26 protein-coding genes and 1 pseudogene are annotated in these 26,285 nt (G+C 42.3%); 20 read left to right on the top strand and 7 right to left on the bottom strand.

All coding sequences use genetic code 11. From position 1 onward, the window contains the following. The first annotated feature begins 41 nt into the window (after window positions 1-41). Window positions 42-524: a GNAT family N-acetyltransferase gene (locus tag LJE72_RS03635; RefSeq protein WP_229246272.1), complete on the top strand. Its 483-nt coding sequence runs from the start codon at window positions 42-44 to the stop codon at window positions 522-524. A gap of 251 nt (window positions 525-775) precedes the next feature. Here the strand turns inward: LJE72_RS03635 and LJE72_RS03630 are convergent, their stop codons facing one another. Then, window positions 776-994 (bottom strand): hypothetical protein, encoded by a 219-nt coding sequence (locus tag LJE72_RS03630; RefSeq protein ID WP_229246271.1) that lies wholly within the window; start codon window positions 992-994, stop codon window positions 776-778. Next, entirely contained in the window at window positions 972-1,226 is a 255-nt protein-coding gene (locus LJE72_RS03625) for a helix-turn-helix domain-containing protein (protein WP_229246270.1), read from the bottom strand. Before LJE72_RS03625 ends, LJE72_RS03630 begins: the two co-directional genes overlap by 23 nt. Before the next feature lie 126 nt (window positions 1,227-1,352). Between LJE72_RS03625 and LJE72_RS03620 the strand changes: the two genes are divergently transcribed. From LJE72_RS03620 to LJE72_RS03610, 4 genes and pseudogenes are all read left to right on the top strand, one after another. Then, complete coding sequence (locus LJE72_RS03620; RefSeq protein ID WP_229246269.1) at window positions 1,353-1,658, top strand: helix-turn-helix domain-containing protein; 306 nt, start codon at window positions 1,353-1,355, stop codon at window positions 1,656-1,658. A gap of 227 nt (window positions 1,659-1,885) precedes the next feature. Further along, window positions 1,886-2,110 (top strand): DUF429 domain-containing protein, encoded by a 225-nt coding sequence (locus tag LJE72_RS03615; RefSeq protein ID WP_229246268.1) that lies wholly within the window; start codon window positions 1,886-1,888, stop codon window positions 2,108-2,110. Window positions 2,111-2,190: 80 nt separating this feature from the next. Further along, a pseudogene (locus LJE72_RS26675) lies at window positions 2,191-2,235 on the top strand (hypothetical protein); the annotation flags it as partial. 180 nt (window positions 2,236-2,415) lie between these two features. Next, window positions 2,416-2,763 (top strand): DsrE family protein, encoded by a 348-nt coding sequence (locus LJE72_RS03610; protein ID WP_229246267.1) that lies wholly within the window; start codon window positions 2,416-2,418, stop codon window positions 2,761-2,763. A 416-nt stretch (window positions 2,764-3,179) separates the two neighbouring features. On the opposite strand, the gene panB is transcribed toward LJE72_RS03610, so the two are convergent. Beyond that, the gene (gene panB / locus LJE72_RS03605; RefSeq protein ID WP_229246266.1) at window positions 3,180-4,016 is read right to left on the bottom strand and encodes a 3-methyl-2-oxobutanoate hydroxymethyltransferase; all 837 of its coding nucleotides are present in this window, start codon (window positions 4,014-4,016) and stop codon (window positions 3,180-3,182) included. 356 nt (window positions 4,017-4,372) lie between these two features. Between panB and LJE72_RS26145 the strand changes: the two genes are divergently transcribed. From LJE72_RS26145 to LJE72_RS03550, 12 genes are all read left to right on the top strand, one after another. Further along, a complete protein-coding gene (locus tag LJE72_RS26145; RefSeq protein WP_282437825.1) occupies window positions 4,373-4,495 on the top strand; it encodes a hypothetical protein in 123 nt (40 codons plus the stop codon). A 21-nt stretch (window positions 4,496-4,516) separates the two neighbouring features. Next, window positions 4,517-5,065, top strand: a complete 549-nt coding sequence (locus LJE72_RS03600; RefSeq protein WP_229246265.1) for a hydrolase — start codon at window positions 4,517-4,519, stop codon at window positions 5,063-5,065. Between the two features lie 472 nt (window positions 5,066-5,537). Continuing rightward, window positions 5,538-5,825 (top strand): hypothetical protein, encoded by a 288-nt coding sequence (locus LJE72_RS03595; protein WP_229246264.1) that lies wholly within the window; start codon window positions 5,538-5,540, stop codon window positions 5,823-5,825. A gap of 114 nt (window positions 5,826-5,939) precedes the next feature. Then, complete coding sequence (locus LJE72_RS03590; protein WP_229246263.1) at window positions 5,940-6,905, top strand: LysR family transcriptional regulator; 966 nt, start codon at window positions 5,940-5,942, stop codon at window positions 6,903-6,905. Then, a complete protein-coding gene (locus LJE72_RS03585; protein ID WP_229246262.1) occupies window positions 6,874-7,791 on the top strand; it encodes a LysR family transcriptional regulator in 918 nt (305 codons plus the stop codon). Before LJE72_RS03590 ends, LJE72_RS03585 begins: the two co-directional genes overlap by 32 nt. A 315-nt stretch (window positions 7,792-8,106) precedes the next feature. Then, window positions 8,107-9,615, top strand: a complete 1,509-nt coding sequence (locus LJE72_RS03580; RefSeq protein ID WP_229246261.1) for an SLC13 family permease — start codon at window positions 8,107-8,109, stop codon at window positions 9,613-9,615. Between the two features lie 297 nt (window positions 9,616-9,912). Continuing rightward, window positions 9,913-11,799, top strand: a complete 1,887-nt coding sequence (locus LJE72_RS03575) for an aryl-sulfate sulfotransferase (RefSeq protein ID WP_229246493.1) — start codon at window positions 9,913-9,915, stop codon at window positions 11,797-11,799. A 238-nt stretch (window positions 11,800-12,037) separates the two neighbouring features. Beyond that, window positions 12,038-12,361, top strand: coding sequence for a thioredoxin family protein (locus LJE72_RS03570; RefSeq protein ID WP_229246260.1), 324 nt, complete (start codon window positions 12,038-12,040; stop codon window positions 12,359-12,361). A 737-nt stretch (window positions 12,362-13,098) separates the two neighbouring features. After that, window positions 13,099-14,751, top strand: a complete 1,653-nt coding sequence (locus LJE72_RS03565; RefSeq protein WP_229246259.1) for an FAD-dependent oxidoreductase — start codon at window positions 13,099-13,101, stop codon at window positions 14,749-14,751. Between the two features lie 478 nt (window positions 14,752-15,229). Then, window positions 15,230-16,948 (top strand): sensor histidine kinase, encoded by a 1,719-nt coding sequence (locus LJE72_RS03560; RefSeq protein ID WP_229246258.1) that lies wholly within the window; start codon window positions 15,230-15,232, stop codon window positions 16,946-16,948. 8 nt (window positions 16,949-16,956) lie between these two features. Continuing rightward, window positions 16,957-17,754 (top strand): response regulator transcription factor, encoded by a 798-nt coding sequence (locus LJE72_RS03555; RefSeq protein ID WP_229246257.1) that lies wholly within the window; start codon window positions 16,957-16,959, stop codon window positions 17,752-17,754. Window positions 17,755-17,927: 173 nt separating this feature from the next. Continuing rightward, complete coding sequence (locus LJE72_RS03550; protein ID WP_229246256.1) at window positions 17,928-18,956, top strand: BMP family protein; 1,029 nt, start codon at window positions 17,928-17,930, stop codon at window positions 18,954-18,956. 115 nt (window positions 18,957-19,071) lie between these two features. Here LJE72_RS03550 and LJE72_RS03545 read toward each other — a convergent pair whose 3' ends face one another. After that, window positions 19,072-19,377, bottom strand: a complete 306-nt coding sequence (locus tag LJE72_RS03545) for a hypothetical protein (protein WP_229246255.1) — start codon at window positions 19,375-19,377, stop codon at window positions 19,072-19,074. A gap of 441 nt (window positions 19,378-19,818) precedes the next feature. On the opposite strand from LJE72_RS03545, the gene LJE72_RS03540 reads away from it, so the two are divergent. Genes LJE72_RS03540 through LJE72_RS03530 form a run of 3 tightly spaced genes read left to right on the top strand, consistent with a single transcriptional unit; the run spans window position 19,819 to window position 23,316 of the window. After that, window positions 19,819-21,351, top strand: coding sequence for an ABC transporter ATP-binding protein (locus tag LJE72_RS03540; protein WP_229246254.1), 1,533 nt, complete (start codon window positions 19,819-19,821; stop codon window positions 21,349-21,351). Next, the gene (locus LJE72_RS03535) at window positions 21,341-22,405 is read left to right on the top strand and encodes an ABC transporter permease (RefSeq protein ID WP_229246253.1); all 1,065 of its coding nucleotides are present in this window, start codon (window positions 21,341-21,343) and stop codon (window positions 22,403-22,405) included. Before LJE72_RS03540 ends, LJE72_RS03535 begins: the two co-directional genes overlap by 11 nt. Then, on the top strand, window positions 22,402-23,316 hold the full coding sequence (locus LJE72_RS03530) for an ABC transporter permease (protein ID WP_229246252.1): 915 nt from the start codon (window positions 22,402-22,404) through the stop codon (window positions 23,314-23,316). The genes LJE72_RS03535 and LJE72_RS03530 overlap by 4 nt, the downstream gene beginning before the upstream one ends. Window positions 23,317-23,655: 339 nt before the next feature. Here the strand turns inward: LJE72_RS03530 and LJE72_RS03525 are convergent, their stop codons facing one another. The 3 genes from LJE72_RS03525 to LJE72_RS03515 all read right to left on the bottom strand — a co-directional run bounded on the left by LJE72_RS03525 (window position 23,656) and on the right by LJE72_RS03515 (window position 26,015). Continuing rightward, window positions 23,656-24,375 (bottom strand): DUF169 domain-containing protein, encoded by a 720-nt coding sequence (locus LJE72_RS03525; RefSeq protein WP_229246251.1) that lies wholly within the window; start codon window positions 24,373-24,375, stop codon window positions 23,656-23,658. A 213-nt stretch (window positions 24,376-24,588) separates the two neighbouring features. After that, window positions 24,589-25,014 (bottom strand): MarR family winged helix-turn-helix transcriptional regulator, encoded by a 426-nt coding sequence (locus tag LJE72_RS03520; protein WP_229246250.1) that lies wholly within the window; start codon window positions 25,012-25,014, stop codon window positions 24,589-24,591. A 443-nt stretch (window positions 25,015-25,457) separates the two neighbouring features. Then, a complete protein-coding gene (locus LJE72_RS03515) occupies window positions 25,458-26,015 on the bottom strand; it encodes a hypothetical protein (RefSeq protein ID WP_229246249.1) in 558 nt (185 codons plus the stop codon). Between the last annotated feature and the right edge of the window lie 270 nt (window positions 26,016-26,285).

Raw genomic sequence — 26,285 nt, 5'->3', positions numbered from 1 at the left:
GATTTCTATTGCGGTACTATGCTAAAAAGGAGACTATTAAGATGATTTTCAGACAGGCGCTGCCCCAAGAGAGAAATTTTATCTTCAGTGAAGGTTACAAAGAGTGGAGCAAAAACAGGACCTTTGATCAATATTGTAGCGATAATGCCAAGGAAGATGTGTATGGTACAAGGTATGTCCTAGATGTGGATAGCGAAATTGTCAGCTCTCTGATAATGTTAAAGCTTAAGGATATTGCTGGGAAAAAAGCATATGGTATTGGGTCTGTATTAACACCAAAAATTCACGCCGGCCAAGGTTATGCGACGGAATTGTTGAAAAACTGCCTCCAAAAAGAAAAAGAAGACTCGTTTATTTTTTTATTTTCAGATATAAATCCTGAGTTCTATAAAAGATTTAACTTTAAAATATTGCCTTCGAAATTTCAAAGATATGAAAAAAGCGTCTGCATGGTATATTGTAATGATGTTAGCTGGAATGAACTTTTGAATTGTTCAATAGATTCAATTCCCAACTATTTTTGAACCAGCCCGACTGGCAGGATTTTGCCGGATTAATAGTGACGGTAATCCAAATTCGACACTGGTGACGAATTTGACCTTATCAGGTGCTCATCCTTCTTGGGATGAAAAGTTGAATTTTGGTAGAATAGCCTCTAGCTACAAATTCACTAGGTCACCGGAAGGAAATTCAACTAAGGAGAAATTGAAAAATGACGAAGCAAAGCATGTCCCAGAAATGACAACGTTGTCGTTTCTGGGACATGCTTAATTTTCTAATGATCTGATGTAATCTCAGTAAGGCGGGTTTTAATTCCTAACTCCAAGAAATAGAAGCCCATGCCTCGGGAAAGCTCGGCATTAGCCCCCCTTGTCTGCAGATAAGCGGTTCCCAGTTTCCATAAATCTTGGGAGCTATGGTTGGACAAAAACGAATAGCGCTTACGGACATATTCATAGCCAATCTCAAAATCACTGAGTTCTTGTCTGGACATCGTCTTCCTCCGGCTGTTCAGGGGATTGTTCTCCGATCAGTTCGGCAATACTAACACCGAGAGCGGCAGCGAGTTTAGTCAAGGTTCGGATTGAGCCTGTTGAATGACCATTTTCGATTTTATTAATCATGCTTTCGTCCATATGAACTAAATCAGCAAGCTGTTTTTGAGTCATTTTGAGTGTCGTTCTTATCTTTTTAAGTTGCTTGTTTATAGTATCCAATAAGACCACCCCTGGTTATAAGGCTATAGAATTATATTCATGATGTCAATACAGAAAACTGAATTAAACTCATGATACTTACATTTGTGCGATTCAGATATAATTAAACATGAATTATATTCAGGATGTGATGAAATGAATTACGGACAGCGAATAAAGTTCTTTCGTAATACAGTTGGAATTTCAGCCAATGTTTTAGCGAAGAAAGTTGGACTGGATCCGACAACAATTTATAAGATTGAAGCCAACGATTCTAAACCCTCACTTGGTTCCCTCGAAAGCATATGTGTTGCTCTCGGCATTAGTCTTGCGGAATTCTTCACAGAAGAAGAACAGGTCTTGGGACCGGAGATCCAACGATTACTGAGTACCGCGAAAAAGCTTTCACCGGAACAAATCGACTATCTTCAGAAGTTGCTGGAATCCATAAGTAAGGATTAGTTTTTGGCTTTTGGGGTACCTATAGGGTACCCTTTTATAGTCTAATTTATCGAGCAGTCATGCTTGTTCGCAAATGGACGCTCCTTGGCATAGTTTTTAAAATATTTGGTGATTGGTGGAAGGAAAAGCGGGAAGTTCGGCGAAAAAGAAAGGTATGTCAAACGTTGTCCATAAGACCAGATTCGCGTGAGGATTGAATTGATGCCAAGGTTTTTGGAGGTAAATAAATGCATTATATCGGAATCGACTTAGCATGGACCTATGCCAATGAATCGGGAATTTGTGTGATCGCTGACAATGGAGAAATCGTCTATTGTGAGTCCAAAGTTTTCAGCGACGAAATGATTGCGGATATCGTAGCAGAACATGCCCGGGAAGGAGCCATCGTGGGGATTGATGCTCCTTTGAGGTGGGAACTCCTTCCGGCGAGTTTTGCCAAGCTGATTTTTTGAAATAAAAAAATCTTTTATGCTAACGACTTGAACAGTATAATAACGTATAAGCTGGGTTTAAGCACCGTCCGAGGTTCAGCAGCAATTATTTGCGCCCCGCTTTGGAACTTGGCTTGACGAGATGACCGTTCATGACAAACCAAGCAGCAGCAAGCAGCAGTATCGGGCACTAAAACGAAATAGTGACTAATATCACCACCCGCAATCACGCGAAAAAAGCCTTCCGTGGCAGTTACTGCCTGTCGCTGCTGTTCTTTATGGAAATATCCCTGAATCTCATAATAAGTTAAGGAGGCGTTGCCGGTATGAATCTGCCCAATAAGTTGGTCGTAATCTGGACTAGTGGGGATAGGGAAGTTGCTATCCGAATGGCCTTAATGTATACCCTCAATTCAAAGCTTAAAGAATGGTGGGATGAGGTATCCCTGATTGTTTGGGGGCCTTCGGCCAAACTTCTTACGGAAGATCAGCCATTGCAGGAATACGTGGCGAAAATAAAACAGGCCGGGGTGGAGGTTTTGGCCTGCAAGGCTTGCGCCGATAGTTACGGGGTGTCGGAAGTTTTAGAGAATATGGGCATAAACGTAATGTATACAGGTCAGGTATTGACTGATTTCCTGAAAGATGAAACTACGAAAGTTCTTACGGTCTGATTTTCCTACTCGATGGAACTTATTTCGCTAATCTCATCTATAGAACTATCTTTAAAAGCAGCCGAAGAAGGTAAAGTGGATTGGTAGCAAAAATGTTTCTGTTTAACTATACGCATCGCTGTGAGGAACAGAGCCCTTGAAGTTTAACCTTTGGCTAGAAACAAATCAGGCCGCCTCGTTTTTAGAGGCGGCCTGAACCCTGTAATTTGGGCTAACCGTTTGGTTAGACAATCTGCCGGGCTGGCGTGCTTGCAACACGTCAGTCCTTTTCTTATATTATACCCAAAGATTGTTAATATGCAACGGGCTCACATATAGGTGAGACTGGAGGAAGATAACAAAAGAATGGGCATTTAGATATTCGCAGATATAAAGAAATGAAGGAGTAATTGAATTAATTTAGGGAGAGGTAAATGTTATTGCCTGCCTCCGTAAAGAGTTTTTAATTCTTCTTCTTTCAGCGTATAACTGTGCTGGTCGCCGGGAAAAAGCTTGTTTCTTACTTCACTTACATATGTCCGTAAGCCCTCAGTCATTAGTTCATCCGAATTTGCGTAGGATTTGACAAATTTGGGAACTCGATTCACGCCATAAGTGAGAATGTCATGGTAAACAAGAACTTGTCCGTCGGTATGGACACCTGCCCCGATTCCAATCGTAGGAATTGATAAGGACGTTGATATTTCCTGGGCAAGCTGTTGAGGAATACATTCAAGAACAATTGCAAAGGCTCCTGCTTCCTGGCAGCGTTTTACATCTTCTAACATTTTCTTAGCGGCTTCGGCATCTTTGCCCTGCACTTTAAATCCGCCGAGAACAGCAACGGATTGCGGTGTAAGTCCCAGATGGGATACCACAGGTATACCTGCTTTGACAAGTGCTTTTATATGGGGGAGTACTTCATCAGCCCCTTCTACTTTCACTGCATTAGCTCCTGTTTCCTGAATAAGCCTTGCACCGTTTAAAAGTGTATCTCTGACTGAAAGGTGATAGCTCATAAATGGCATGTCTACTACGATGAAAGTATTGGGAGCCCCGCGTCTGACCGCTTTAGCGTGATGAAGCATATCTTCCATTGTTACATAAATTGTTGAGTCATAACCCAGCACAACATTGCCCAGAGAGTCGCCAACAAGAATCACGTCCGCCTGAGCTTGCTCAACCTGCTTGGCTGAGGGGTAATCGTAGGCTGTAACCATTACAATTTTCTTGCTCTGATTTTTCAGTTCCCAGAAGTCTTTGGTTGATTTCATTGTTTTTCCTCCTTTTTTCAGGAGAGGTGACAAAACAAGCTTGGCATCAAAAAAAGTCCCTTTAGCAGAAGGGACCTTTCAAACATAGACTGTTTTATCCCTCTGTCCCGGTCCGCGATGGATACAGGCAGTATACTTAAATGATTCCTATGAAAAGGTGCAGTTCTGATGATACTGCCCAAATTGAGTATATCAGATCACATCTAAGGTGGCTAGAGTAAGCCTCTCGGATTTGATCTATTCATTCGTAGTTTATGCAACTGAATATCGTTTCTGGGACATTCTTCAGGAGAAGGCGGACCTACGGAAGACCAAATCGCAAGGAAAAATAAACCCTTGAAGGAGAAATCGCCCTTGTGTTGAATATAGTGAGCATACCCGGATTCCGAGTGGAAAAACAAAGGAGTGGTTTGGAGGTGTTGACGTTACTGGCACAAGTGATTAGCAACGAGGATACTTTAGGAATCATGTCCGAATAATATTGGAGAGGAGTGTTAACCTTGAACAAATATGTTCTAAATGAGGCTGAAGTCGTCCTATTGGTCATCGATATTCAAGAAAAATTAGTTCCTGTGATGAAATACGGAGAACAGGTTATTCAAAACACCAACACATTAATTTCCGCTGCCAAGAAATTAGGTATTCCTATCCTCGCCACAGAACAATACCCCAAAGGCCTGGGGAAGACTGTTTCAGAGCTAAGCAGCCAACTCGAGGGATCGTTGGCCTACGAAAAGACGTTCTTTTCAGGTTGTACAAGTGAGGTAACTTCGGCACTGAAGGGGTTGGGACGAAAGAAAATCATGATTACAGGAACGGAAACCCATGTTTGTGTTTTTCAAACGGCCAGGGATTTACTTGCCAATGGTTACCAGGTTTTCGTAGTGGGTGATGCGGTGTGTTCAAGAACCAAGGGGAATTACCTTAATGGGTTATCCCTGATGTCATCTATGGGAGCAGTCGTTACCAACACAGAAACAGTCGTTTTTGATTTGCTGAAGCAATCAGGTACACCTCTGTTCAAGGAACTCTCCAAACTGATAAAATAGTGTACAATGCAGGGTTTATCATTGACCTGGAAAATTTAAATATGTACCTGCAAATTTGATGTTGCAGGTACATATTTTTTTATATCCGGAAAGCGGTTGAGAGCTGCCGGATCGGTGATGAAGCAAAAGCGTACCTGGGGGACTCTGGCTTTTGTGCTGAGAAAAGAGCGTTAATGTATAAACATAAACAAAAAAAAGAAGAGCAGCTTACCCATAAGTGGTAAACTGCTCTTCTAAAACGTTTGGATTCTTGGCTTTCTACTATAATGATGCCATTTACAATAAGGTTAGGGGTAATGACCTGCGCAGCAAATTAGCGGAACTTCCCCTAGGCAATGGGAAACAATTCTTTACAAATAGGAAAAACTAATACAACTTATATCAAGTTCCAATTTCACTTCTGGTATTCCAGGCATTATGATAGAGACACAAAGAAACAGCAGCGAATACAACGGATGAAGGAGGAGTTAGTATGTACGAGTATTCAAAAGAGGAGATCCAACGTATCAAGGATTCGATCAGAGTTACAACAAATGACGCAGGACAGATTTCCGTGAATTATCAACCACCAGCGATCAAGGAGGATCATCCATCTATGAGTGCTATTTTGGATTGCGCTTATCAACAAATGCATTCCTTTTCGCTGATTGAAACAATCTATAATGCCCTTTTTAGGAAAACTAAGCTTGCTCCCCCGACTCCTTGTACAGCATTCGCTGATTGGATGAATGAAATCGATCATGCTGTTGGAGTAAAATAATAAGACTCCGCCTTTCTTAATTAGAGGGGTGGGGTCTTTCAACTTTCAATCATCAGTTTTAAATGCTATTATGGATTACAGGAAATTGTGTTTAGGTGATGATTGAGGTGGGACATGCGCATAGAACAGCTCCAGCATATTATTGAAATTTACAATAAGAAATCAATATCTGAAGCGGCTAAAACCTTCTTTATGGGCCAGCCGCAGCTTAGTCATTCTATCAAGAATCTAGAAGCTGAATTGGGGTATAAGATTTTTAGGCGTAATAAAGCGGGTCTCGTCCCGACCTGTCAGGGCAGAGAAGTTCTGGCGATGGCTCGTGAAATTATCAATAATATTGAAGAAATGAAAACAATTGGAAGCAGAGAGTCGGATCTGGCGGGGAATTTGAGTTTGACCCTTGGACCTGCTGTTTTTAATGCCTTTGCGTCCCAACTCATTGAAGGTTTTTATAAGATCTACCCGAATGTTAACTTAATGATTACAGAAGATTTAGCTCAAGAAGTGATTGAGAAAGTAGCCAACAAGACTTGCTTATTGGGCGTTACGGGCTGGCCTGATGAGCAGGATGATACTATGAAGATGCTTCTTGATGCTCGCAATATTGCCTATCAAGAAGTGATTAAGGACTATTTTGGCTTAATCGTTGGAAATCAGCATGATTTAGCAAAAAAAGAAGTCGTCACCTTGGCGGATCTTGAAGAAATGACCTTTATAGATTATTACGGCTTAACGGAAGGCTTTTTAAGAATGTTTGGGATAAAACCAAAGAATCAATCCATTGTCGTTTATAATCGTGAGGTTTTAAAATCAGTTATCGCTGCCAATGAAGGTATTGCGATTTTTCCACGGTTTTTCTTATTTAATGATATTTATTATGATCGAGGATTACTTAACGTACGAGGGATAGAAAACGTTACGGATCAGATGAAAGTGACGATGTACCTAATATATTCCAGGACTGAACCCTTATCGCCGTTAACTAAGCAGCTGATTAAAATGATTATCGAGACAAATCGAGAAAATATACATAGGAGCCTAACCTATAATGCGCCTAGAACAGTTAAAACAAATTATTAAAATTCAAGAGCAACAATCAATTTCCAAAGCGGCCAGCGACTTGTTTATCAGCCAACCTTCTTTAAGTGTATCCGTCAATAATCTTGAAGAGGAACTGGGTCTTAAATTATTCGAGCGTAGCAATACAGGAGTTATTGTTACGGAGCAAGGGAAGGAAATTTTAAGGCTGGCTGAAAATATACTGATCTTAAGTGACAGGATGATCGGAATTATGGAGGGGACAAAGGTCTCGATTCGAAATCTCCAGATGGCTCTGCCGGCTTCCTTTGCCAAGGCTATTGTGCCGGGGCTTCTTAGGCAATTCCGAGACCTTTATCCGGAGGTTAATCTTCATATTCATGAGGCGTCGTTTTACGAAATTGTAGATCTGATGGACAAAGGCATATATTCCATTGGTATCATAAGTTACAGGGCAGATCTTGAATACAATTTTATCAGACAGCTCAAAGAAAAAGATATTGCCTGGGAGCTTATCCCAGGTGGAGAGCGTTTAAGATTGTCTCTTTTTATAAGCAGTAAGAATCCCTTGGCTGCTAAGGAATGGGTCAGTAAGTCCGAACTAAGGAATATGAGGATGATTTCATATAAAGAAGTCTATTCCAAGTATTCTAAAGACTTAGAACGGTCCTTCCATAAACCTGTCATTGTTGAAGATATTGAACTTTTGAAGAAACTAATCAGTAACGATTTCGGCTATGCTATTTTTCCTGAAATCTTGGCTTATGAAGATATATATGTAGAAAGTGGTATGATCAAGGTTATTCCTATTAAGGAGTTAAGTGAGCCCTCGAACGTTTATATACTTTATTCCAGCAAAGAGTCCTTGTCGTTTATCGAAAGGGAATTGCTGACGATTGTAAATGAGTTGATTACGGATAAGTTATGATAATTCGGAAGAGCTCAAGACTTAACTAAACTAAAATAGCTAAAGTATTTTTAATATACTCACTGGGGTAAAAAACCAGTGAGTATATTTTTTTCGACATAATACTTATGAGAAAATCTATATTATGCAGATCAATTTTTCTAATCTACAATAGAAAAAGGTAATCGTTTTATTCGGATTAGACTATACCAAATCATGCGAAATCTTGCACAATCACTGATTGGGGCGCAGCTAATCCCTAGGCTCATTATATGAAGGGTTGTTGATGAGGACTTAGATCCCTTGCGGAAAAATGATTGGAGGAGGGTTTAGACAATGACAGTTAAATCAGAAGAGCAACCACGCAACCGGCAACTGATAAATCATCAACTGAAGAGTTTCGATGCACAACCAGGCATGGATAAAGAATTATTGAAAGTGTTTGGATTTTTTGTGATTGCTGGCTTAGGCTGGATTTTGCCGGCTCCGGCCCCTATTACACCCATCGGAATGAAAGTGTTTTTGGTCTTTCTGGCAACTGTTTATGGCTGGACGGTAACCAAGCACGTTTGGCCTAGCTTCTTGGCTTGTTTAATGTTTCCACTGTCGGGTGTTGTCAATATGAAGCAATTCATCGCCATGGGCTGGGGCAGCGATGCCTTTTATTTCATGATCCTTATATTTGCTCTTATTAAGTTCTTAGAGGAAGCGGGGGTTAGTCAATTCTTAGCTTCTTGGCTCATGAGCCGTAAGTTTATACAGGGGCATCCTTGGCGTTTGATTTTTATGATCTTAGTGACTGCATATGTCATTTGCAGCTTAGTCAACACCTTTATCGGTATTTTCTTAGTATGGGAAATCGTTTACACCATTACTAAAACTATCAAGCAAAAACCTTTTGACAAATTTCCAACCCTAATGATCTTCGGGGTTGCCATGATGGGGGCCTTGAGCCTTTCGGCAATGCCTTGGGGTAATAATGCTATTGTCAACTTAGGGATTTATGCTAACTTGATGGGTGAACCAGGTAACATGATTCGTTATATTATATACACCATCCCCGTAGGTATCCTTTCCATAATTGCTTATCTTGTCCTCTGTAAGTTTGTCTTCAAATTAGATATCACACCCCTCAAAGAATTAACGGGTGAAATGATTGACCCTAAGGATCTCCAATTAACTAAAGTGAAAAAAATTGCTTTAGCCGCTTTAGGATGCTTTATCGTCCTCTTGCTTTTACCAAGCCTATTACCAAAAGGTACTCCCCTTTGGTATATGCTTAATAACATGGGTATTGTTGGGGTTATGGTATTCGTCTTTGTCGTTCTTTCGTTAATCAAAGTCGATGGCAAGAACATCTTCGACTTTGCCGCCTTCGCTCGTAATGCGATACCTTGGAATATGATGGTGATGGTTTTGGTAATATTGGCCATCGGTGGTTGCTTAATGAGCCCTTCCACCGGGATCAATGCCTTCCTTCAACAAAACATGGCACCGCTGCTCACCAGCTTATCCCCAGTTATGTTTGTTATTGCAATCACGGCAATCACCCTTGTGCTGACCAACTTCATGATTAATATGGTGATCGTTGCCATCTTCTTACCGGTAGCAATCAGTATGTCTGCGACTATTGGCATCCATCCGGAACAAATTTCTTATTTAATTATGGTGGTTAGTACCATTGCGATTTTAACCCCAGCCGCCTCTGCAGCCTCCGTCCTCTTATTCCCAAATACTCAATGGATTCGGGCGAAGGATATTTATCAATATGGTGGGATTACAGTGCTTGTGGTCACGGTTATCGCTGTAGCGGTGAACTACTTCTTCATGGGTTTCTTCTATTAAAAGGATCTTGCAAAGCATTCAACACCCGCTATTTCCCCATTTCTTCTTGTAAGGAGATAGTATTTTGCACATATCAATTATTACAAAACCTATATTACGCACTGAGAGTGGTTTTGGGCTACTATTACAATAGCTAATAGAAGTACACTGTTTTTTATAGGTTAATCCTTATGGAACTTGTAATCCTCCTAAACTTTGTGACCTTCCTAGACTTTGGTAATCTAATTGTTATACTCCCGCACATCAAGCGGAAGTATAACCGCGTATTAACTTATGTTTGAAAGGGGTTAACTCATGATGACAAATCAAATTAAACATGAACAGATTGCCCATATTATCACAAAGCAACATGATTTAGAGCAAGCAATGCTAGGAGAATTCGAAACTGGCACCTATACCATTGATAATCCTCTGGTTAAATTAAATCCTTATGGGGTTTGCCCTTTGGCGGCTATGGTTTTATTCGAAACTCCGGTCATGACAGAAGCAACCATCATTGTTAAAGGGAAAGAGCATCCTGGGGATATCCGACACACCTTTCCGGCCGGCATGAAGCATATTCTGCCTGTTTACGGTCTTTATGCTGATTATGAAAATACTGTTGAAATTGTCATGGCCAATGGTCAGAAAAACACGATTCGCATCCAAACGGCTTCTATCCACCCCGATGTACCCTTGGCAACCTCGATCAAGACCACGCCTGAGTATATGGGACATAATATGATGTTCCTGACGGCAGCTATGCGATCTATGCCTGTTGGCTATGACTATGCCGGGGATGTTCGCTGGTATTGCAATGAGAATTTTGCGTTTGATATGAAGCGTATGCCTAATGGACATATTTTAATTGGAACTGAGCGCTTGGTTAAAATGCCTTATTTTACAACAGGACTTTATGAAATGGTCTTTAGCGGTAAGATCTTTAAAGAATACCGCACACCCAGCGGTTATCACCACGACCAATTCGTCATGGAAGATGGCAATATCCTGGTGCTGTCCTTTGATTTCTATTCCGGGACAGTGGAAGACACGTGCTTGCTGTTAGATCCTAACACGGGTGAAATATTAAAGTCTTGGGATTATAAAACTGTTCTGCCTCAGGATGTAGCGGGTTCGGGTAGTCAAGACGAGCACGATTGGTTCCACAACAATGCCGTTTGGTATGATAAGAAAACCAACAGCCTGACCTTCTCCGGCCGTCATCAGGACGCTGTGATTAACCTTGATTTCGAAACCGGAAAGTTGAACTGGATTCTTGGTGATCCTGAGGGGTGGCCCCAGGAAATGGTGGATAACTATTTCTTTACTCCCGTTGGAGATGGAGAGTTTGACTGGCAGTATGAACAGCATGCCAGTGTTATTTCCCCAGATGGGGATGTTATGCTCTTTGACAATGGTCATTTTAGATCAAAGAATAAAGAAAACTACCTGGCTAACAGCAAAAACTTTTCCCGCGGAGTCCGCTACCGCATTGATACCGAGAAGATGACCGTTGAACAAATTTGGCAATACGGTAAAGAGCGCGGCGCTGAATTCTTCTCCCCTTATATTTGCAACGTTGAGTATTATAACGAAGGGCATTACATGGTTCATTCCGGGGGAATTGGCTATGAGAATGGTGAACCCTGCGAGGGAATGGCTGTGATGAAAGTAATGCAGCCGGAATTTAAGGATAGCATTACCTTCAACTCTATTACCTGTGAACTTAAAGATGATGTCTTAATGTATGAATTACAGGTGCCTGCTAATTGTTATCGTGCAGAAAAGCTGCCCCTTTACTATGCCAATGAGACGGCTGAATTAGGCGCCGGACAAATCCTCGGCAATTTAATTGAGACTCAAACTACGAAGATGAAGATCAAAGCTCAAGAAACCGGTCAATTGGTACCGGATCATTACGAAGCAGCCATCATCGAGGAAGAGGACCGTATGACCTTTAACGGTATTTTTGAAACCGGTGAAATGGCCCAATTGCTCTTGGTAGACGAGGTCGGCGAGGTAAAACGTTATCCCATCAATACCGTCGCCCAGAATTTCCAAGCTATGTGTGTAGGTACCTTTCAGAAGGCTGATCCTCGCGATGTCGACGTTTTCATCAACAAAACCGGGCTATCCGGAAAATATCAAGTCAAGTTGGTTGCCGAAGGAAAACTTTACGAAACCGGCGTGACGATCTCCGCGTAGAGTTAGGGGAGTAGTAGGAGTTATAGGAGTTATGTGGGGGTCTGTCCCCTACAATGGGAAACGATTCCGACAATTAGGATCGTCCTCTGCCCTCAGTTCAAAACCGTGGTTAAGAGTGCGGTTTGAGAATTAGTATAAGTGAGCTACATGACAAACTAAATTAGCGACTGAGAAGTAACAAAAGAGGACACCTACTTCTCAGTTGCTTTCAATGTTTCTTATGAAGGAGTTGGAGACTATGTCATTAAAACAATTAAGTGCTGCAGGTTTTGAGGAAGTTATCTATGATAAGGGAGAACCATGTGTCGTCATATTTTCCAGAAAAGACTGCCATGTCTGTAAAGAAGTTGTACCGGTCTTAGAAGAATTACAACCGCAATACGAAAACAAGTTTGGGTTCTATTATGTTGACGTAGAAGAAGATAAGGCCTTATTTCAAAGGTTCTCCTTAAAAGGGGTTCCCCAATTACTCTACTTTAAGGACGGTGAGTACCACGGTAAACAAGCCGGTAAAGTTGAGGAGGACCAAGTCGAAGAAAGGATTGCCGACATCCTCGAGTAGGAATTGTGTGGGGAACAATTCTGGCGATTTAGGAAGGGGAAGTGAAAGGCATGGCAAATTTGATCATAATTGGTGGGGGACCGAAAAAATGGCATTCATCTGGAATTCAACTTTGCAAGTGCCACCATATTGGATAGATACATGACGCATAGAAATTTTGCTCAACTGCCTGTAAAGGTTATTAATTTCTCCGTTTTCCTCTCCGTGGTCTCGTATTCATAAAGGGATTGGTTGAGCTCTGCCAAATTGTCCAGCCGCTCTGACGTCCTTCCCTCCGGAGGATTCCTAGGAGCACCGATGCCTGCCGAATCAGAAAAAGCTATCCCCTACACTATGGAAGTGTGGGGTGATTTTTTGTCCCCAATTCGCTTTTCCGCCAAAGGGGACTGTCTATAGATTAACGGTGTTAATTGCCTGAGAGTCAATAGATAAGTTGACAAAATACGTAATAGAGGTAAGCACTTAACGGAACAATACACCCTATGGACTACTGGTGCCAGTGGATCTCAAGTGAGTTTATCCTAACAACCCGGGTAGAGAGTTAGTTCATACCTCAGGCACCGTTTATATCCGATCATCGAACATCTCTGAGCAGCCATGACCAGCGGATTTGAATGGAGTGCGTTGCTGTGAGGAGCAGAGTCCGTAAAGTTGTTGTGAATGCCAATTAATCATGTTACAATTTTCATAAACTTGTAAACAAAAGGATAATTCTATTTGCTAAAGGAGAAGTTGTGATGAGCAAAAAGGTACTCATTGTTGGGGGAGTCGCTGGGGGAGCCAGTGCTGCAGCACGCTTGCGCCGTTTGGATGAAGAGGCGGAAATCATTATCTTTGAGCGGGGAGAACATATTTCATACGCTAACTGCGGCTTACCCTATTATGTTAGTGGAGTTATTAATGAGCGGGAAGCCCTTTTGGTCTCAAAGCCTGAAGCTATGAGAAATCGATTTCGTATTGATGTAAGAATCTTTAGTGAGGTTACCCGTATTTTTCCTGAGGAAAAAGCCGTCGAAGTCCAGGAACAGAGTGGCAAGGTCTATCGGGAATCCTATGATCAATTGATTCTTTCTCCCGGGGCAGCTCCGCTTCGTCCGCCGATTCCCGGGATCAATGACATCGATGCTCTTGTAGTGCGTAATGTTACAGATATTGATCAGATTAAGAAATTTATCGATGAGCAAAAACCTCAAACAGCAGCAGTCGTCGGAGGGGGCTTTATCGGCCTGGAAATGGCCGAAAATCTCCATGCCAGAGGAGTAGATACAACGATTATCGAAATGAGCAATCAGGTCATGGCTCCTTTGGATTATGAAATGGCTGCAATTCTTCATGAGCACATTTTCAATAAAGGAATCAACCTCATTTTGGAAGATGGGGTGAAATCCTTTGCTAAAAAAGAAAATGGAGCTTTTATTACACTCCAAAGCGGCCAGGAAGTACAAGCTGATTTAACCATCCTGGCTATTGGTGTCAAACCGGAAATTAAATTAGCGAAGGAAGCCGGGCTGACCATCGGAGAGTTAGGCGGCATCAAAGTTAATGAACGACTCCGGACCTCAGACCCTAATATTTACGCTGTTGGCGATGTCATTGAGGTAAAACACTTAGTAACAGGACAAGCTGTGCTTCTGCCCCTTGCCGGGCCTGCTAATAAACAAGGCCGGATTGTAGCTGACATTATCGCCGGGCGGGACAAGAAATATGAAGGAACTCAAGGCACTGCTATTGCCAAGGTTTTTGATTTGGCTGCGGCCTCCACCGGGGCGAATGAAAAAATGCTTAAGAAACTAGGAATTCCTCATGAAGTGTTGTTTACTCACTCTAATTCCCACGCCGGGTATTATCCTGGAGCCACAAGATTATCCATAAAACTTGTCTTTGACAAAAATGATGGCCGAGTCTTGGGTGCCCAAGCTGTCGGAGCTCAGGGTGTCGATAAACGGATCGATGACATCGCCGGGGTAATCCGTAACCAAGGGACTATCTATGATTTGCAGGAACTAGAACTGGCCTACGCCCCGCCCTTTTCATCGGCTAAAGATCCTGTGAACATGGCCGGCTATGTGGCGGAAAACATCATTAATGGTGATGTTCAAATGATCCATTGGCAGGAACTTAGTAAACTTAAAGCAAAAGATATATGTATCATCGATGTACGGGATGAAGAAGAACGGAGAGCTAAATTTATCCCCGGTTCGCTGCATATCCCGGTCAATGACCTGCGCAGCAAATTATCGGAGCTTCCCAAAGATAAGGAAATCGTCGTTTACTGCGAGATTGGGCTGCGAGGCTATGTTGCTTATCGAATTTTAACTCAACATGGATTTGCTAATGTCAGGAATTTGTGCGGAGGTTGGGTCACTTATTATCCGGCTGTTTTTGGATAAGGTATCACATCGGCAGCAGTCCAAAAACCGGTTACGGCAGATAACTTAACTCTCCCTCCCTTAAAAATATGACGTCGCCAAAATACTTTGGGGACGTCATATTTTTAAGGAACTCTATTATCGATTTTTTAAGTTGGATTCATTTTGGTCCTCGGCCCGGAATGGGTTATGGACGACGCCCTGGCTCATACCCAGATAAACCTGAAGAAAAATAATCAGTAGTATAACAGCACGATCTGAAGGCACTGCGGCAACCTATAGTAACAGTGCCGTATTTTTCTGCGCCAATTTTGAGCATTTAGGAAAATCCGATCTCCAAAAGTTTCTGGAGGGTGAAAAGGGCAAAAACACTAAACTGACGAAGAGTCGTAAATAATTTCTGCTTTTCCCCAAGGGGTGCAGGGTAATTCTAAGCCCTGTCGAATTTGTTTCTTAAGTAGTACGGCGCAAAGAATTCCATGGTGAAGGAAAATTGTACATGAAAAAAAGAAGTTTAATTCTGCAGTTATTCATTATGCTGTTTATCATTCTCCAAGGCCTCATTGGGTTTTTGGCTTTTTCGACCTATAAATATGCGGAATCAGTGATTCTCAAAGAGGTGATTCAGCTGAACACTAATATGCTTCAGCAGATTGCCATCAGGATCAATCAGGAATTGAAGGATGTTGAAGTTCTGGCCAGCCGCATTGCCTATGATACAAATATTATTGAATCCCTGAAAAAAAGCTCAGGTGGAGAGAGTGCTAACAAGGAACAACTTCTGAAAATTGAAGGAATTATGTCGGGTTACATCTGGTCTTACCGAAGTACTGCCATGCTCATCGACGCCCATTTAATCGATAAGCGTGGCAATACCTATTCCACCTCCTATTCCATGTCATCCAATCAGGAGGTTGACTTAGCAGCCTTTGACAAAGCTCTGGAAACTGGCAAGGATTGGGGAATTTTTCCCATCAAGTCTTACGTTACTGTCACAGGGGGATATAATTATTATTTCCAGGTAGCCAGAAAAGTTGAAGACTATATTTCCAAACAAGACTATGGGGTGCTCTTGTTAAATGTCAATGAGAAACTACTGGGTGATAATTATATTCGTTTGACCAATGAAGAAAAAGATTTCTTTATTGTTGATGAGGATGGACTGATCATTTCGCACCAGGATAAAGACAGAATCAATGAAAAACTGAATAGCTTTGGGGAAGCCAATAGCAAAAACAAACAGAATAACTATTATTTGCAAGATGATAAGCTCTTTATTTTTCAGCCGATCAGCGATTACGGTTGGTATATTGTGGAGTCTGTTTCTTTAGCAAGTGCCATGCTGCCTCTCGAAAAAATTGAGCTGTTTTTAATTGCTTTTGGGATTTTATGCACTTTACTGACGGGTGTGGTACTAGGCGTTGTCGCAAGAAAGATTGCGGAACCCTTAAATTTACTCAGAAACAAAATGACTGAATTCAATGATGGTAATCTTTCTATTCAAATTCAGGATAGTACCTATAAGGAGTTTTCGGAAATCTCCATTTCCTTTAATGAACTGATTCAGCGGGTGAATTTTTTGCTTAAGGAAAACGTCAACAATGAACGCCAAAAACGCTTGCTGGAGCTTGATTTTTTGCGAGCTCAAATCAATCCCCATTTTATCTATAACACCTTAAGCTCCATTCGCTTCTATGTGGAAATGGGGAAAAACAAAGAAGCAGAGGAGATGCTTTATCATTTTTCTAAGCTGTTGCGCAGGGTGCTGTCCCGAGGGGGTGAATTCGTACTGATCAGGGATGAGGTTAAGCATTTAGAGGACTACGTAGCCCTGCAAAAGATGAGATATTCCAACGCCTTTCTCGTAGAATTTCTACTGGATGAAAACGCCTTAAATGTTCAGATCCCCGCCTTTATCCTGCAGCCAATTATCGAAAATGCAATTTTTTACGGCTTGCAGGTCAATAGATTGCTGGTAATTAAGGTGGAAGCTGAATTAGCAGATCATGATTTATATATCACGATTTCCGACAACGGAATCGGAATGAGCCAGGAGAAAATTACCGAGATCTTCAATAAAGAGGTTCAAATGAGCAGAGTAGGAATTTTAAATGTGCATGAACGGATTAGAATTCTTTACGGAGGCGCCTACGGTCTGACCATTGAACAGAATGAGCCGGAAGGAACTAAAGTAATCCTCAAATTACGATATGCTTAGGAGGAATTATGTTAAGAATTGTCATTGCAGATGATGAACTGCCCATTCGGGAGTGGCTGAACTATTGTCTGAAAGATAAAAATACCAAGCTGGAGATTGTGGGAATTGCCTCTGATGGTTTGCAGGCCCAAGAGCTGGCGGTGAAAGAGAAGCCTGATGTGGTGATCATGGATATCAGGATGCCGAAAATGGATGGAATTACGGCAATGAAAAATATTAAGAAAGTACTGCCTCAGACGGAATTTGTAATCTTGACAAATTACGCTGATTTTTCCTACGCCAAACAAGCCATTAGCTGCGGTGCTAAGGAATACATCTTAAAGTCTGAATTAAGAAGCTCGGAATTAATTGAAATACTGGCTAAAATTGAAGAAGATCGCCATACCCAATATGCCAGACCAAGAATCGCGGATCAGTTGGAACGTGCGGCCCCAAAAAACCTGGCAGAGTATTCCGGGGATCATATTGATATCAACAACCAATTTATCGAAAAGGCCTTGATTTATATTCATGAACATTTCGATAAATCCATTTCTCTGGCGGATGTTGCCGGCCAGGTGTATCGGTCTCCTGAGTATTTCAGCCGCTTGTTTAAGGAGGTAACCGGCGAAAACTTTAGTATTTACCTAATCAATTATCGACTGACCCAAGCGAGAAAATTATTGATCAATACAGATTTTAAAATTACGGATATAGCCTATAGGGTAGGCTATCAGAATCCAAGCTATTTCTCCAGACTTTACAAGAAGTATATGGGAATTACTCCGGAGGATGTGCGGAGAAAAAACAGTCCTAAAGCAAAATAGTACAAAATGTTAAGAAAGTGACAAGGGCTGGAGTACTGTAGCAAGATAGTGCTAGAAACTCGACATGACCGTTACTATCAGAGCGGCTTATTTTTGTTACAATAGGGCTAAGATTTGAAGGGTTGACCTAATCCTTGGGCAAGACAACTAGATTTTATTGGGGGGTAAGAGAAATGTTGAAGAAAAGATCCAAATTGACAGCGGCGGTCTTGGCTGTATTAATGCTGTTCTTGCTGACAGCATGTGGCAGCACCACCACGACTGTAGATTCAGGCAAAAAAGGTGCAGGCGATTATAAAATGGTTCTGGTATTACCCGGTCCTATTAATGATCAAAGCTGGAATGCCACAAACTACGCCGGGCTGGTTAAGTCCAATGCAACTCTTGGTACAAAAATGGAATACGTGGAAAACGTACAGGCGGCTGATTATGAGTCTACCTTTAGAAATTATGCTGAGCGTGGTTATAACCTGATTATGGCAGCGGGTACTCAATTTGATGAAGCGGCCAATAAGGTTGCGGAGAGTTATCCTGAAACAACGTTTTGCGTCGTCAATGGCATGGTTAGCAAGGGTTCAAATGTCGCCCCAATTTTCCCCAAAGAATATGAGGCAAGTTATATAGCTGCTTTAATGGCGGGAGAAGTCAGCAAAAACGGTCAATTTGCTACCATCGGCGGTTTCCCTAATAAGGCTATGGAGAATTTGCTGGATGTCTATGAAAAGGTTGCTGTGGATCTCGCCAAAGTGCGCGGAATTTCAGGTGCCAAAGCAGTTCGTGCCTATGCCAATAGCTGGGATGATGTAGCTTTAGGTAAACAAATGGCCGCTACAATGATTGATAATGGCGCCGATGTGATGTTTGTTTATGCCAATCAGGTTGGCTTAGGCTCTATCCAGGCCACCAAGGAAAAAGGGGTTAAGTTCATCGGTTTCTCCGGAGATCAGACAACGATTGATCCTAATACGGTTGTCGGTTCTGTAGTGTTTGATTTTGAAACCTTTTACGTCTGGGCTATTCAAAAATACCTGGATGGCAGTTTAGATGGTAACAAAGTCCATGAAGCAGGAATTGCGGAGAATATCTTTAAGCCGGTCTATACAGCCAACATTAGTAAAGATGTTCAAGACAAAGTAGCTGCAGGCATGGAGAAAGCTAAAAATGGTGAAGTTGATTTTAACGGGATGTTTGTCAATAAATAGACCGTCATGCCACCAAGACGGCACCATTAGAGGATGAAAATGGGGTCGTTCGGGTCGGGCAGCCTCTCCCACATCCTGCGAGAAAGCTAATTCGTGCGAAGACAGTGTCTTCGTGTCACTCAGGCACTCCGAGGCTAGCCCACGCGCCCGCATGGGAGCGATCTTCAGCGGGTAAGTATTCTTTGGAGATAGCCGCTTCAGCGAAAATGTCCACCGGACATTTTCGTGCCAAACCTCTGGGTAGTACCTGAAGTGAACCGTGGCTGCGCTTCCCCGCGCAGGCTTTGTGGGCCTTATCGCCTCTCCATGCAATTCGTTCACTCCTGTGGAAGAAGCTGCCCTTTGGGGTCTGACTGGGGTTTTTCAGAGTAGACCCCCATGCCGTTGCCGCAGCACCATCAGAAGATGAAAAAGATTCCACGAAGCCTTACCAGCCCTCCCAAAGTTCTGCTTACATTCCCAACAAACTGGCTGAAGGAGCGCTTGTCTGCTAAGCGGATGCGTCAGTGGAGCCGCGCTAAGGTGAGCGCAGACGGTTCGCGTCCCCGTAGCGCGCCGCAGGTTCACATGCAGAAATACCCGGAGGTTCGGACGCGCTCGCGAACCGTCCAGCGAGCCAGCGGCGGAACTCGCAGACGCGTGCAGACCGAAGACACCGTCTTCGCCCGGGTTAACATAGCGGAAAAGCGCTCCGCCCCAGAGTCAGACAGAAGAACCGACTCCCTGTCTAACCCAGGAGGCTTTTTTTAGGGTAGAAGTTCGTTTGAATTTTATAAAGGTACTTAAGGATAAATCAATAAATAAATCAAGAAAATAGCGGTTCCGAGAGGTGCCTCTATTTTTTTGAATAGGTGGTGAAATTGTGGGGACAGCTTTTTTTGAACTTAGGGGGATCAGTAAATACTTTGCCAAGGTTATTGCTAATAAAGATGTTTCTTTTTCCATTCAAAGAGGGGAAGTTTTAGCTTTGTTGGGAGAAAACGGAGCAGGTAAAAGTACGATTATGAAGATCCTCTACGGACTATACAAGGCTGACGAAGGGGAATTATTGAAAGATGGCAAGGAGATAAAAATAGATTCGCCCAAGGAAGCCATGGAACTGGGAATTTCCATGATCCAACAGCATTTTTCTCTGGTGCCTGCTCACACAGTGACAGAAAATATTATCTTAGGCAATGTTAAGGGAGTCATTGATTATAAATTGTTCCGGGAAGAAATCAAAAGGCTGGCTGAGCTTTATGGCTTTGAGCTTAATCCTAATGACTATATCCGTGACCTGGCAGTAGGTGTTCAACAAAAAGTCGAAATTTTAAAGGCCCTGTATCAAAAAACCAATCTGTTAATTATGGATGAACCAACGGCAGTTCTCACCCCTCAAGAGGCTGAAAACCTCATGGGCTTTGTCAGAGATTTTACTGCCCAAGGTAATTCGGTTATTTTTATCACCCACAAGTTAAAAGAGGTCATGAGTGTTGCAGATCGGATTATTGTCATGAGGGCGGGAAGGGTCTATGGAGACATAAAACGGGCTGAGACCAACGAACTGGAATTATCCAAATTGATGATCGGCCGAGATTTGAATTGGGTAACTAAAGATGATCGGCAGGAATCTCTTGATCAGGAAGTGCGCTTGGAAATCCAACATGTTACTGTGCAGGAGAAAACCGGGGTTCCGGCCTTGAAGGATATTTCTTTGACCTTGCACAAAGGAGAAATCCTGGGGATTGCCGGGGTTAGTGGCAATGGACAGCAGGAACTCTGCGAAATAGTGTGTGGTGCTATTTTGCCGACAAAGGGGAGAGTCTTGCTGGATGGGGAGGATATTACTGAACGGAAAATCAGAGCCAGGATTGACTTGGGAATTGGCTATGTTCCTGCGGACAGAAGCAGTGATGGCATGATTATGGATATGTCCATTGCCGAAAATATGCTGCTGAAGAGTAGTTACGATAAAAAATGGCAAAAGCGCGGGTTTATTGACAAGGAGAAACTTAATCAATACGCCTTACAGGAGATCCGGGACTATTCCATTAAGGCCCCTTCTCCGGAGACCATTGCCCGGGGTTTATCAGGGGGCAACCAACAAAAAGTGGTTTTGGCCAGGGAAGTGGGTAATGGAGAGAAGGTCATCGTCTTCGATCAACCGACCAGAGGGTTAGATTTGGGCGCGGTTAACCACATTCACCAAGTTATTCTTAAGGAACGTGCCAAAGGAAAAAGTGTTTTACTGGTTTCTACTGAGCTTGCGGAGATTTTTGCCCTTTCTGACAGGATTGCGATCTTGTATAAGGGGGAAATACAAGGGGTATTTAAGAGTGCCGAGCTTACCACCGAAAAGATTGGTCTGTTAATGGCCGGATTTCGCAAAGGAGAGGTGAGCAACCATGCAGGCTAAGCTAAGAGATCTTCTGATCACCAATATTCTGGCCATTGTCTTAGGACTCGTTGCCAGTGGGTTAATGCTGCTTTTTCTAGGTAAAAATCCTGTTAACGCCTATAGTGTATTAATCACCTCGGTGGTGCGTGATGGCTATACCTTTGCTGACATCTTCGTGAAAGCAACCCCCTTAATGTTCACTGCTTTAGCTTTTGCTTTTACCTACAAAGCCAATTTATACAATATTGGTGCCCAAGGGCAGTTTTACATCGGTGCGGTAATTGCAGCCGCCGGATCCTTGTTGCTTCAGAACATCCTGCCCGGTTGGCTGGTACTAATTATTACCTTGCTCCTAACCATTGTTGGCGGAGGCCTTTGGGGGGCATTTATCGGCTTTGTCAAGGCCAAGTACAATTCCAATGAATTTTTGGTTAGTATGATGTCCACCTATGTGGCTTTGGCCATTATGAATTATTCGCTGCGAACCTTTCTCATGGAAACGAAAGCTGAATACCCTCAAACGGACGCGCTTGCAGCCTCTGTCTGGTTGCCTCGCATCATCCCCGGTACCAGGCTGCACATTGGTTTTGTTTTGGCAGTGCTGGCCTGTGTAGGGGTTTGGGTTCTGCTTTACAAGACGACCCTGGGTTATCGCATCCGTGCCGTAGGGTATAATGCTGGAGCCGCGGAAATGTCCGGTATCAATGCCAAGAAACTTTATATCCTGGCGTTTTTTATCAGTGGAGCCTTAGCCGGAATGGCCGGATTTACGGAAGTCAACGGGGTACAGCATATGCTGGTTCAGGGCTTTAATCCGGACCTTGGAGCAGCTGGGATTGGCATTGCCATTTTAGCCAATGGCAACCCCATAGGCATAATTTTTGCCGCTGTTTTATTTGGTGCCCTGAAGGTTGGCGGTACTATTATGGGGCAGATGTCAGGAATCCCCTCAAGTATCATTGAATTGATGCAAGGCTTTGTGATGGTATTTGTCATTCTCTCGTATTTTGTTCGGACCTGGTTGGAAAATAACCGGGAAAAACGCAAGTTACGAAAGGCGGTGGCAAAATGATCTATTTGTTAAGTGTAACAATCATGATGGGGACGCCATTGCTTTTTGGAGCTTTGGCGGAGGTCATTGCCGAACGAACAGGGATGATGGTAACGGCTATTGAAGGGATTTTTTTAATGGGAGCCTGGGCCGGTTTTGTGGGAGGGTATTTAAGCGGCAGTTTGACCGTGGGATTTTTAGCGGCCATGCTGGCCGGTTTATTGGTGGCCGGTTTATACGGCTGGATTTGCATCTATTTAAATCAGCATCAAGTGGTTACAGGGGTGGCCATCAATCTTTTGGTAGTAGGCCTTTGTTCGTTTTTGCACCGGGTCATTTTTGGGGTTCCTATAACTCCGCTAACCGTTAATCCATTAGCAACGATTCCAATTCCCCTGCTTTCAAAAATTCCGCTACTTGGGGAAATACTGTTTAATCAAAATATATTGACCTACATTATCTATTTGTTGGCGCCGTTCTCCTATTTCATGCTCTACAGAACTTCTATTGGTTTAACCATCCGGTCTGCCGGGGAAAATCCTGAGGCGGTGGATGTGGCAGGCATCAATGTTCTTAAAGTTCGCTTTCTTGCGGTGCTTTTAGCAGGGGTTATGGGCGGAGTAGCCGGTGCTTTTTATTCCATTGGTTTTCTGGGCATGTTTACGACGAATATTATTGGCGGCCGTGGCTGGATTGCTTTTGCCATTTGCTTCTTAGGCAATTGGAATCCCAAAGGAGCAGTTATTGGTACCCTAGCTTTCGGATTTGCTGAAGCCATTGCTATTTATATGCAGTCCATAGGGAACAGTGCCTTATTTCCCAATGAATTATTTATTGCTTTGCCCTATATTATGACCATTGTTTTAACAATTTCCAGAAAATCCTTTAGTGTGCCAGCTAAATTGGGAGTTCCTTATTTGAAGGAAAATTAACTCCCCGGTGTCCTCAGTGAGAACTGGCCACCTTGCTGAAGGTAAGTCAAGCAACTATTCCGGATATGAAAGCGGTGGCCTGGATATTCCTGGTACCTTGCTTACGCGCAAAAAAAGGGGACCGTGTGAAAACTTGGCCCAAAAATTCAAAGTGGTTATTTCTATATAAAAAGCGGTCTGTTTCCACAGTCGAAGTGGAAGAGACCGCTTTTGCTGAACGACTTCACTCGCTTCTTCTATTTTGCTGTTGTTAAAATCTTTCAGCATGGAGATGTAAAATTTACCCTCTAAGATATAATCTGCGGAGGTCAAGACGTTAAAGAGGAAGTCCCTGTATCCCTACTCAATCCGAGATGCAATTGGCAGCCAGGTTTCTTTGGTCAGAAAGCTCTCATCCACTTGATTTTCTAACTCTAAAAACCGTTGATAGGGGATACTGAATGAAAGGATGTCTTTGTCGATGAATTTACGTGCCGAGGGATCAGTTAGCCCTACAATGCACTTGGAATTATCATGCTCTACTTGCTCTAGAGCATAGAGTACGGACTGATGACAGCCGGCACCAAAGTCTATTTTGACATTGTCTTGGGTCGATTTATCATAATTAGCGAACTGTACCAGGCCGGATAGTTGGTCTGCATTAACTAGGAAGATAACGATTTCCGGTGCTTCGTCCACAGCTAATTCTATTAAAGGTTTAAAGACAATATAAGTTTTTGCGGTAACTTCGGGTAAACCGGTAGCAAATGTTGCTGCAAGCTCAGGATTTTTCTTATAGTATTCCCCTTCTCGATTACCGACACCGCCGGTTGACAAAAAATATTCAATAAAGCCAAGTTGAAATCGGTTAAAACCAAGGCCAACTTTGCCCCCTGTACATGAAGTCGATTTCTCGTCAAAAACAGCGGCACGGCCTTTGGCGGCAGCATTTAACATTGAAATCACACAGCCCCATTTTCCTTCCTTAAACTGTAAGGCCCCTTCAGGTTTGACATCTGTACGGAATACTGCAACGGGTTGGCTTTTAAGTTTTATGGAATCGGCAATCTTGCTTTTCATACTAACACCTCTTATTCTTCTTTTCGCTTACGGATCTCAAATAGCATTATTTCTTGGGGTCTTCTTCTTTGATTATCAACTAACAATTATCGGTGGTTAATCCAGACATAAGTTATAAACAGTTTTTCATACTAGTTGCCTCCTTTTATCTCTCAATCCACCCTATTCAACTCTAGTTATAGTTGTCATAACAACTATAACGCTAAAAAATTATTAGCTGATATTATCGTACATTTGATTTAACAGTTTTATTATTTCTGCGATTTTTTGTTTTTCGATTCCTTTTGTAGCTTCCTCTAATAATTGTATAGCCTTAGGAACCAATTCATCTTTTAATGCCCACCCACGATTAGTTAGAAAAATTTGATAAGCTCTTCTATCGACTGGATGAGGCTTGCGAACAATTAGTTCTTTTGTTTGTAATTTTTCAAGAATGCGATTAGTATTTGGTTTGTCTTTAAAGATCATATCAGCTAACTCTTTAGGGGTAAGACCTTCTTGTGTCCATAAACAGTTTAGGACAGACCATTGTTCCGGTGTTACATTATATTCATTGAATCGTTGTAATAACTTATTTTTTAGCCTTGTATTTGTCTTACTTAGGATAAATCCCAATGAATCCTCTAGTTTAAAGTCCATCTAAATCCTCACCTTAGTTGTCTTGACAACTATATTATATACGGGATGTATTTTTCAGTCAATATCAAGATGCAAACAATTTTCAAACTATTTGATTCCCCCAGTATGTCACACACCAGGAATAATAGAATTCCCAAAAGTGAAACCACCGGCAGATTTTATAGTTTATAAGTGTTTACCTTGAGGTTTCACAGCAAGCAGCACCTCCTAAACAGTCGCGTTATATTGATTCATTTCTGGAGAACACAAGCATCACACAGCACGTTTAGCGCTTGCAGTTTAAAAGAAACAGCTTTGAAAAAGTGACGGGCCAAACCGTTTTATGATCCATAAATCGTCTGTATCCCGAGCAGCAAGGAATAGGCATATATTCATTCCTTGCTGCTGCAAATTAAAGGTGCCCTGGCTTTATGACCTAAGGTACGCCCTCCAATATTCCAAAATTATCGAGATATCGTTGGCCCACCGGAAGAAGAACCCTTTGCCTTTAATTGGTCACCAATGGCAGTCAAGCAAAAGCCAATAACACTAATGATATTTCCTATTGCGGAATATTTCCTGCTCTTTAATGTTAAAGGAGAAACATCAGGATCAGCAGTTGCAAACTGGCAGTACCTGGCGATCGCTACATAAGCTAAAATGATGCTTGATATAAAGAATGTCCAGCTTGCGGCGGCAACGTAATATGCAGAATCATCCGGTAGGGATTCTTTATTGAATTTCTTGGAAATTATCTCCTTCTCAGCTTGGTAAGTTGAGATTAAGGCTATAATTGAAGCAATAAGAAAAAGAATATCCCCTATACGTTCGTCTTTAACTAAGCTCAGATTTGACTCTGATTTATTGATAGCGGTTATATCGTTTAAAGCAATCATTTTAATAATTACCCCTCTGTCTATACTATGCTGAAAAAGGAAGAGTGTTTGTTTTTCCACGATATTCATTGCAGGCATCAAGCACAACGGCGTCATCATAAAAGCGTTATCATCAGTTGCAGGCATGAAGGATGGATAATCCCGCTAACCCTTATATAGGTGAAAATTATTTATCTTGGGGACGAGATATTTAAGTATTGGATCGAAAGATTGGATAGATCATATAGCTCACATTTTGGAGAGTGGCTGAAGCACATTGGCATCGTTTACTATGGAAAGAACCCAAATTCGTCACTAGTGACGAATTTGACCTACAGTGCGCCCGGCATGGGCGCAGTCTAAAGGGTGAAGGGGTGATAAGGGACGGTTCTTCGACACAGAGGGGTGATAAGGGAC

It is taken from the genome of Desulfosporosinus shakirovi (assembly GCF_020595055.1).
In the GTDB taxonomy this organism is placed as follows: Bacteria; Bacillota; Desulfitobacteriia; order Desulfitobacteriales; family Desulfitobacteriaceae; genus Desulfosporosinus; species Desulfosporosinus shakirovi.
The sequence above is the reverse complement of the archived record's forward strand: the minus strand, read 5'-3'. Positions and strand labels throughout refer to the sequence as shown.

Excerpts from the sequence above, each read along its gene's own strand:
- LJE72_RS03635 (WP_229246272.1), top strand. The coding sequence starts at position 42 with ATGATTTTCAGACAGGCGCTGCCCCAAGAGAGAAATTTTATCTTCAGT.
- LJE72_RS03630 (WP_229246271.1), bottom strand. The coding sequence starts at position 994 with ATGTCCAGACAAGAACTCAGTGATTTTGAGATTGGCTATGAATATGTC.
- LJE72_RS03620 (WP_229246269.1), top strand. The coding sequence starts at position 1,353 with ATGAATTACGGACAGCGAATAAAGTTCTTTCGTAATACAGTTGGAATT.
- LJE72_RS03615 (WP_229246268.1), top strand. The coding sequence starts at position 1,886 with ATGCATTATATCGGAATCGACTTAGCATGGACCTATGCCAATGAATCG.
- LJE72_RS03610 (WP_229246267.1), top strand. The coding sequence starts at position 2,416 with ATGAATCTGCCCAATAAGTTGGTCGTAATCTGGACTAGTGGGGATAGG.
- panB (WP_229246266.1), bottom strand. The coding sequence starts at position 4,016 with ATGAAATCAACCAAAGACTTCTGGGAACTGAAAAATCAGAGCAAGAAA.
- LJE72_RS03595 (WP_229246264.1), top strand. The coding sequence starts at position 5,538 with ATGTACGAGTATTCAAAAGAGGAGATCCAACGTATCAAGGATTCGATC.
- LJE72_RS03590 (WP_229246263.1), top strand. The coding sequence starts at position 5,940 with ATGCGCATAGAACAGCTCCAGCATATTATTGAAATTTACAATAAGAAA.
- LJE72_RS03585 (WP_229246262.1), top strand. The coding sequence starts at position 6,874 with ATGCGCCTAGAACAGTTAAAACAAATTATTAAAATTCAAGAGCAACAA.
- LJE72_RS03580 (WP_229246261.1), top strand. The coding sequence starts at position 8,107 with ATGACAGTTAAATCAGAAGAGCAACCACGCAACCGGCAACTGATAAAT.
- LJE72_RS03575 (WP_229246493.1), top strand. The coding sequence starts at position 9,913 with ATGACAAATCAAATTAAACATGAACAGATTGCCCATATTATCACAAAG.
- LJE72_RS03570 (WP_229246260.1), top strand. The coding sequence starts at position 12,038 with ATGTCATTAAAACAATTAAGTGCTGCAGGTTTTGAGGAAGTTATCTAT.
- LJE72_RS03565 (WP_229246259.1), top strand. The coding sequence starts at position 13,099 with ATGAGCAAAAAGGTACTCATTGTTGGGGGAGTCGCTGGGGGAGCCAGT.
- LJE72_RS03560 (WP_229246258.1), top strand. The coding sequence starts at position 15,230 with ATGAAAAAAAGAAGTTTAATTCTGCAGTTATTCATTATGCTGTTTATC.
- LJE72_RS03555 (WP_229246257.1), top strand. The coding sequence starts at position 16,957 with ATGTTAAGAATTGTCATTGCAGATGATGAACTGCCCATTCGGGAGTGG.
- LJE72_RS03550 (WP_229246256.1), top strand. The coding sequence starts at position 17,928 with ATGTTGAAGAAAAGATCCAAATTGACAGCGGCGGTCTTGGCTGTATTA.
- LJE72_RS03535 (WP_229246253.1), top strand. The coding sequence starts at position 21,341 with ATGCAGGCTAAGCTAAGAGATCTTCTGATCACCAATATTCTGGCCATT.
- LJE72_RS03530 (WP_229246252.1), top strand. The coding sequence starts at position 22,402 with ATGATCTATTTGTTAAGTGTAACAATCATGATGGGGACGCCATTGCTT.
- LJE72_RS03525 (WP_229246251.1), bottom strand. The coding sequence starts at position 24,375 with ATGAAAAGCAAGATTGCCGATTCCATAAAACTTAAAAGCCAACCCGTT.
- LJE72_RS03520 (WP_229246250.1), bottom strand. The coding sequence starts at position 25,014 with ATGGACTTTAAACTAGAGGATTCATTGGGATTTATCCTAAGTAAGACA.
- LJE72_RS03515 (WP_229246249.1), bottom strand. The coding sequence starts at position 26,015 with ATGCCTGCAACTGATGATAACGCTTTTATGATGACGCCGTTGTGCTTG.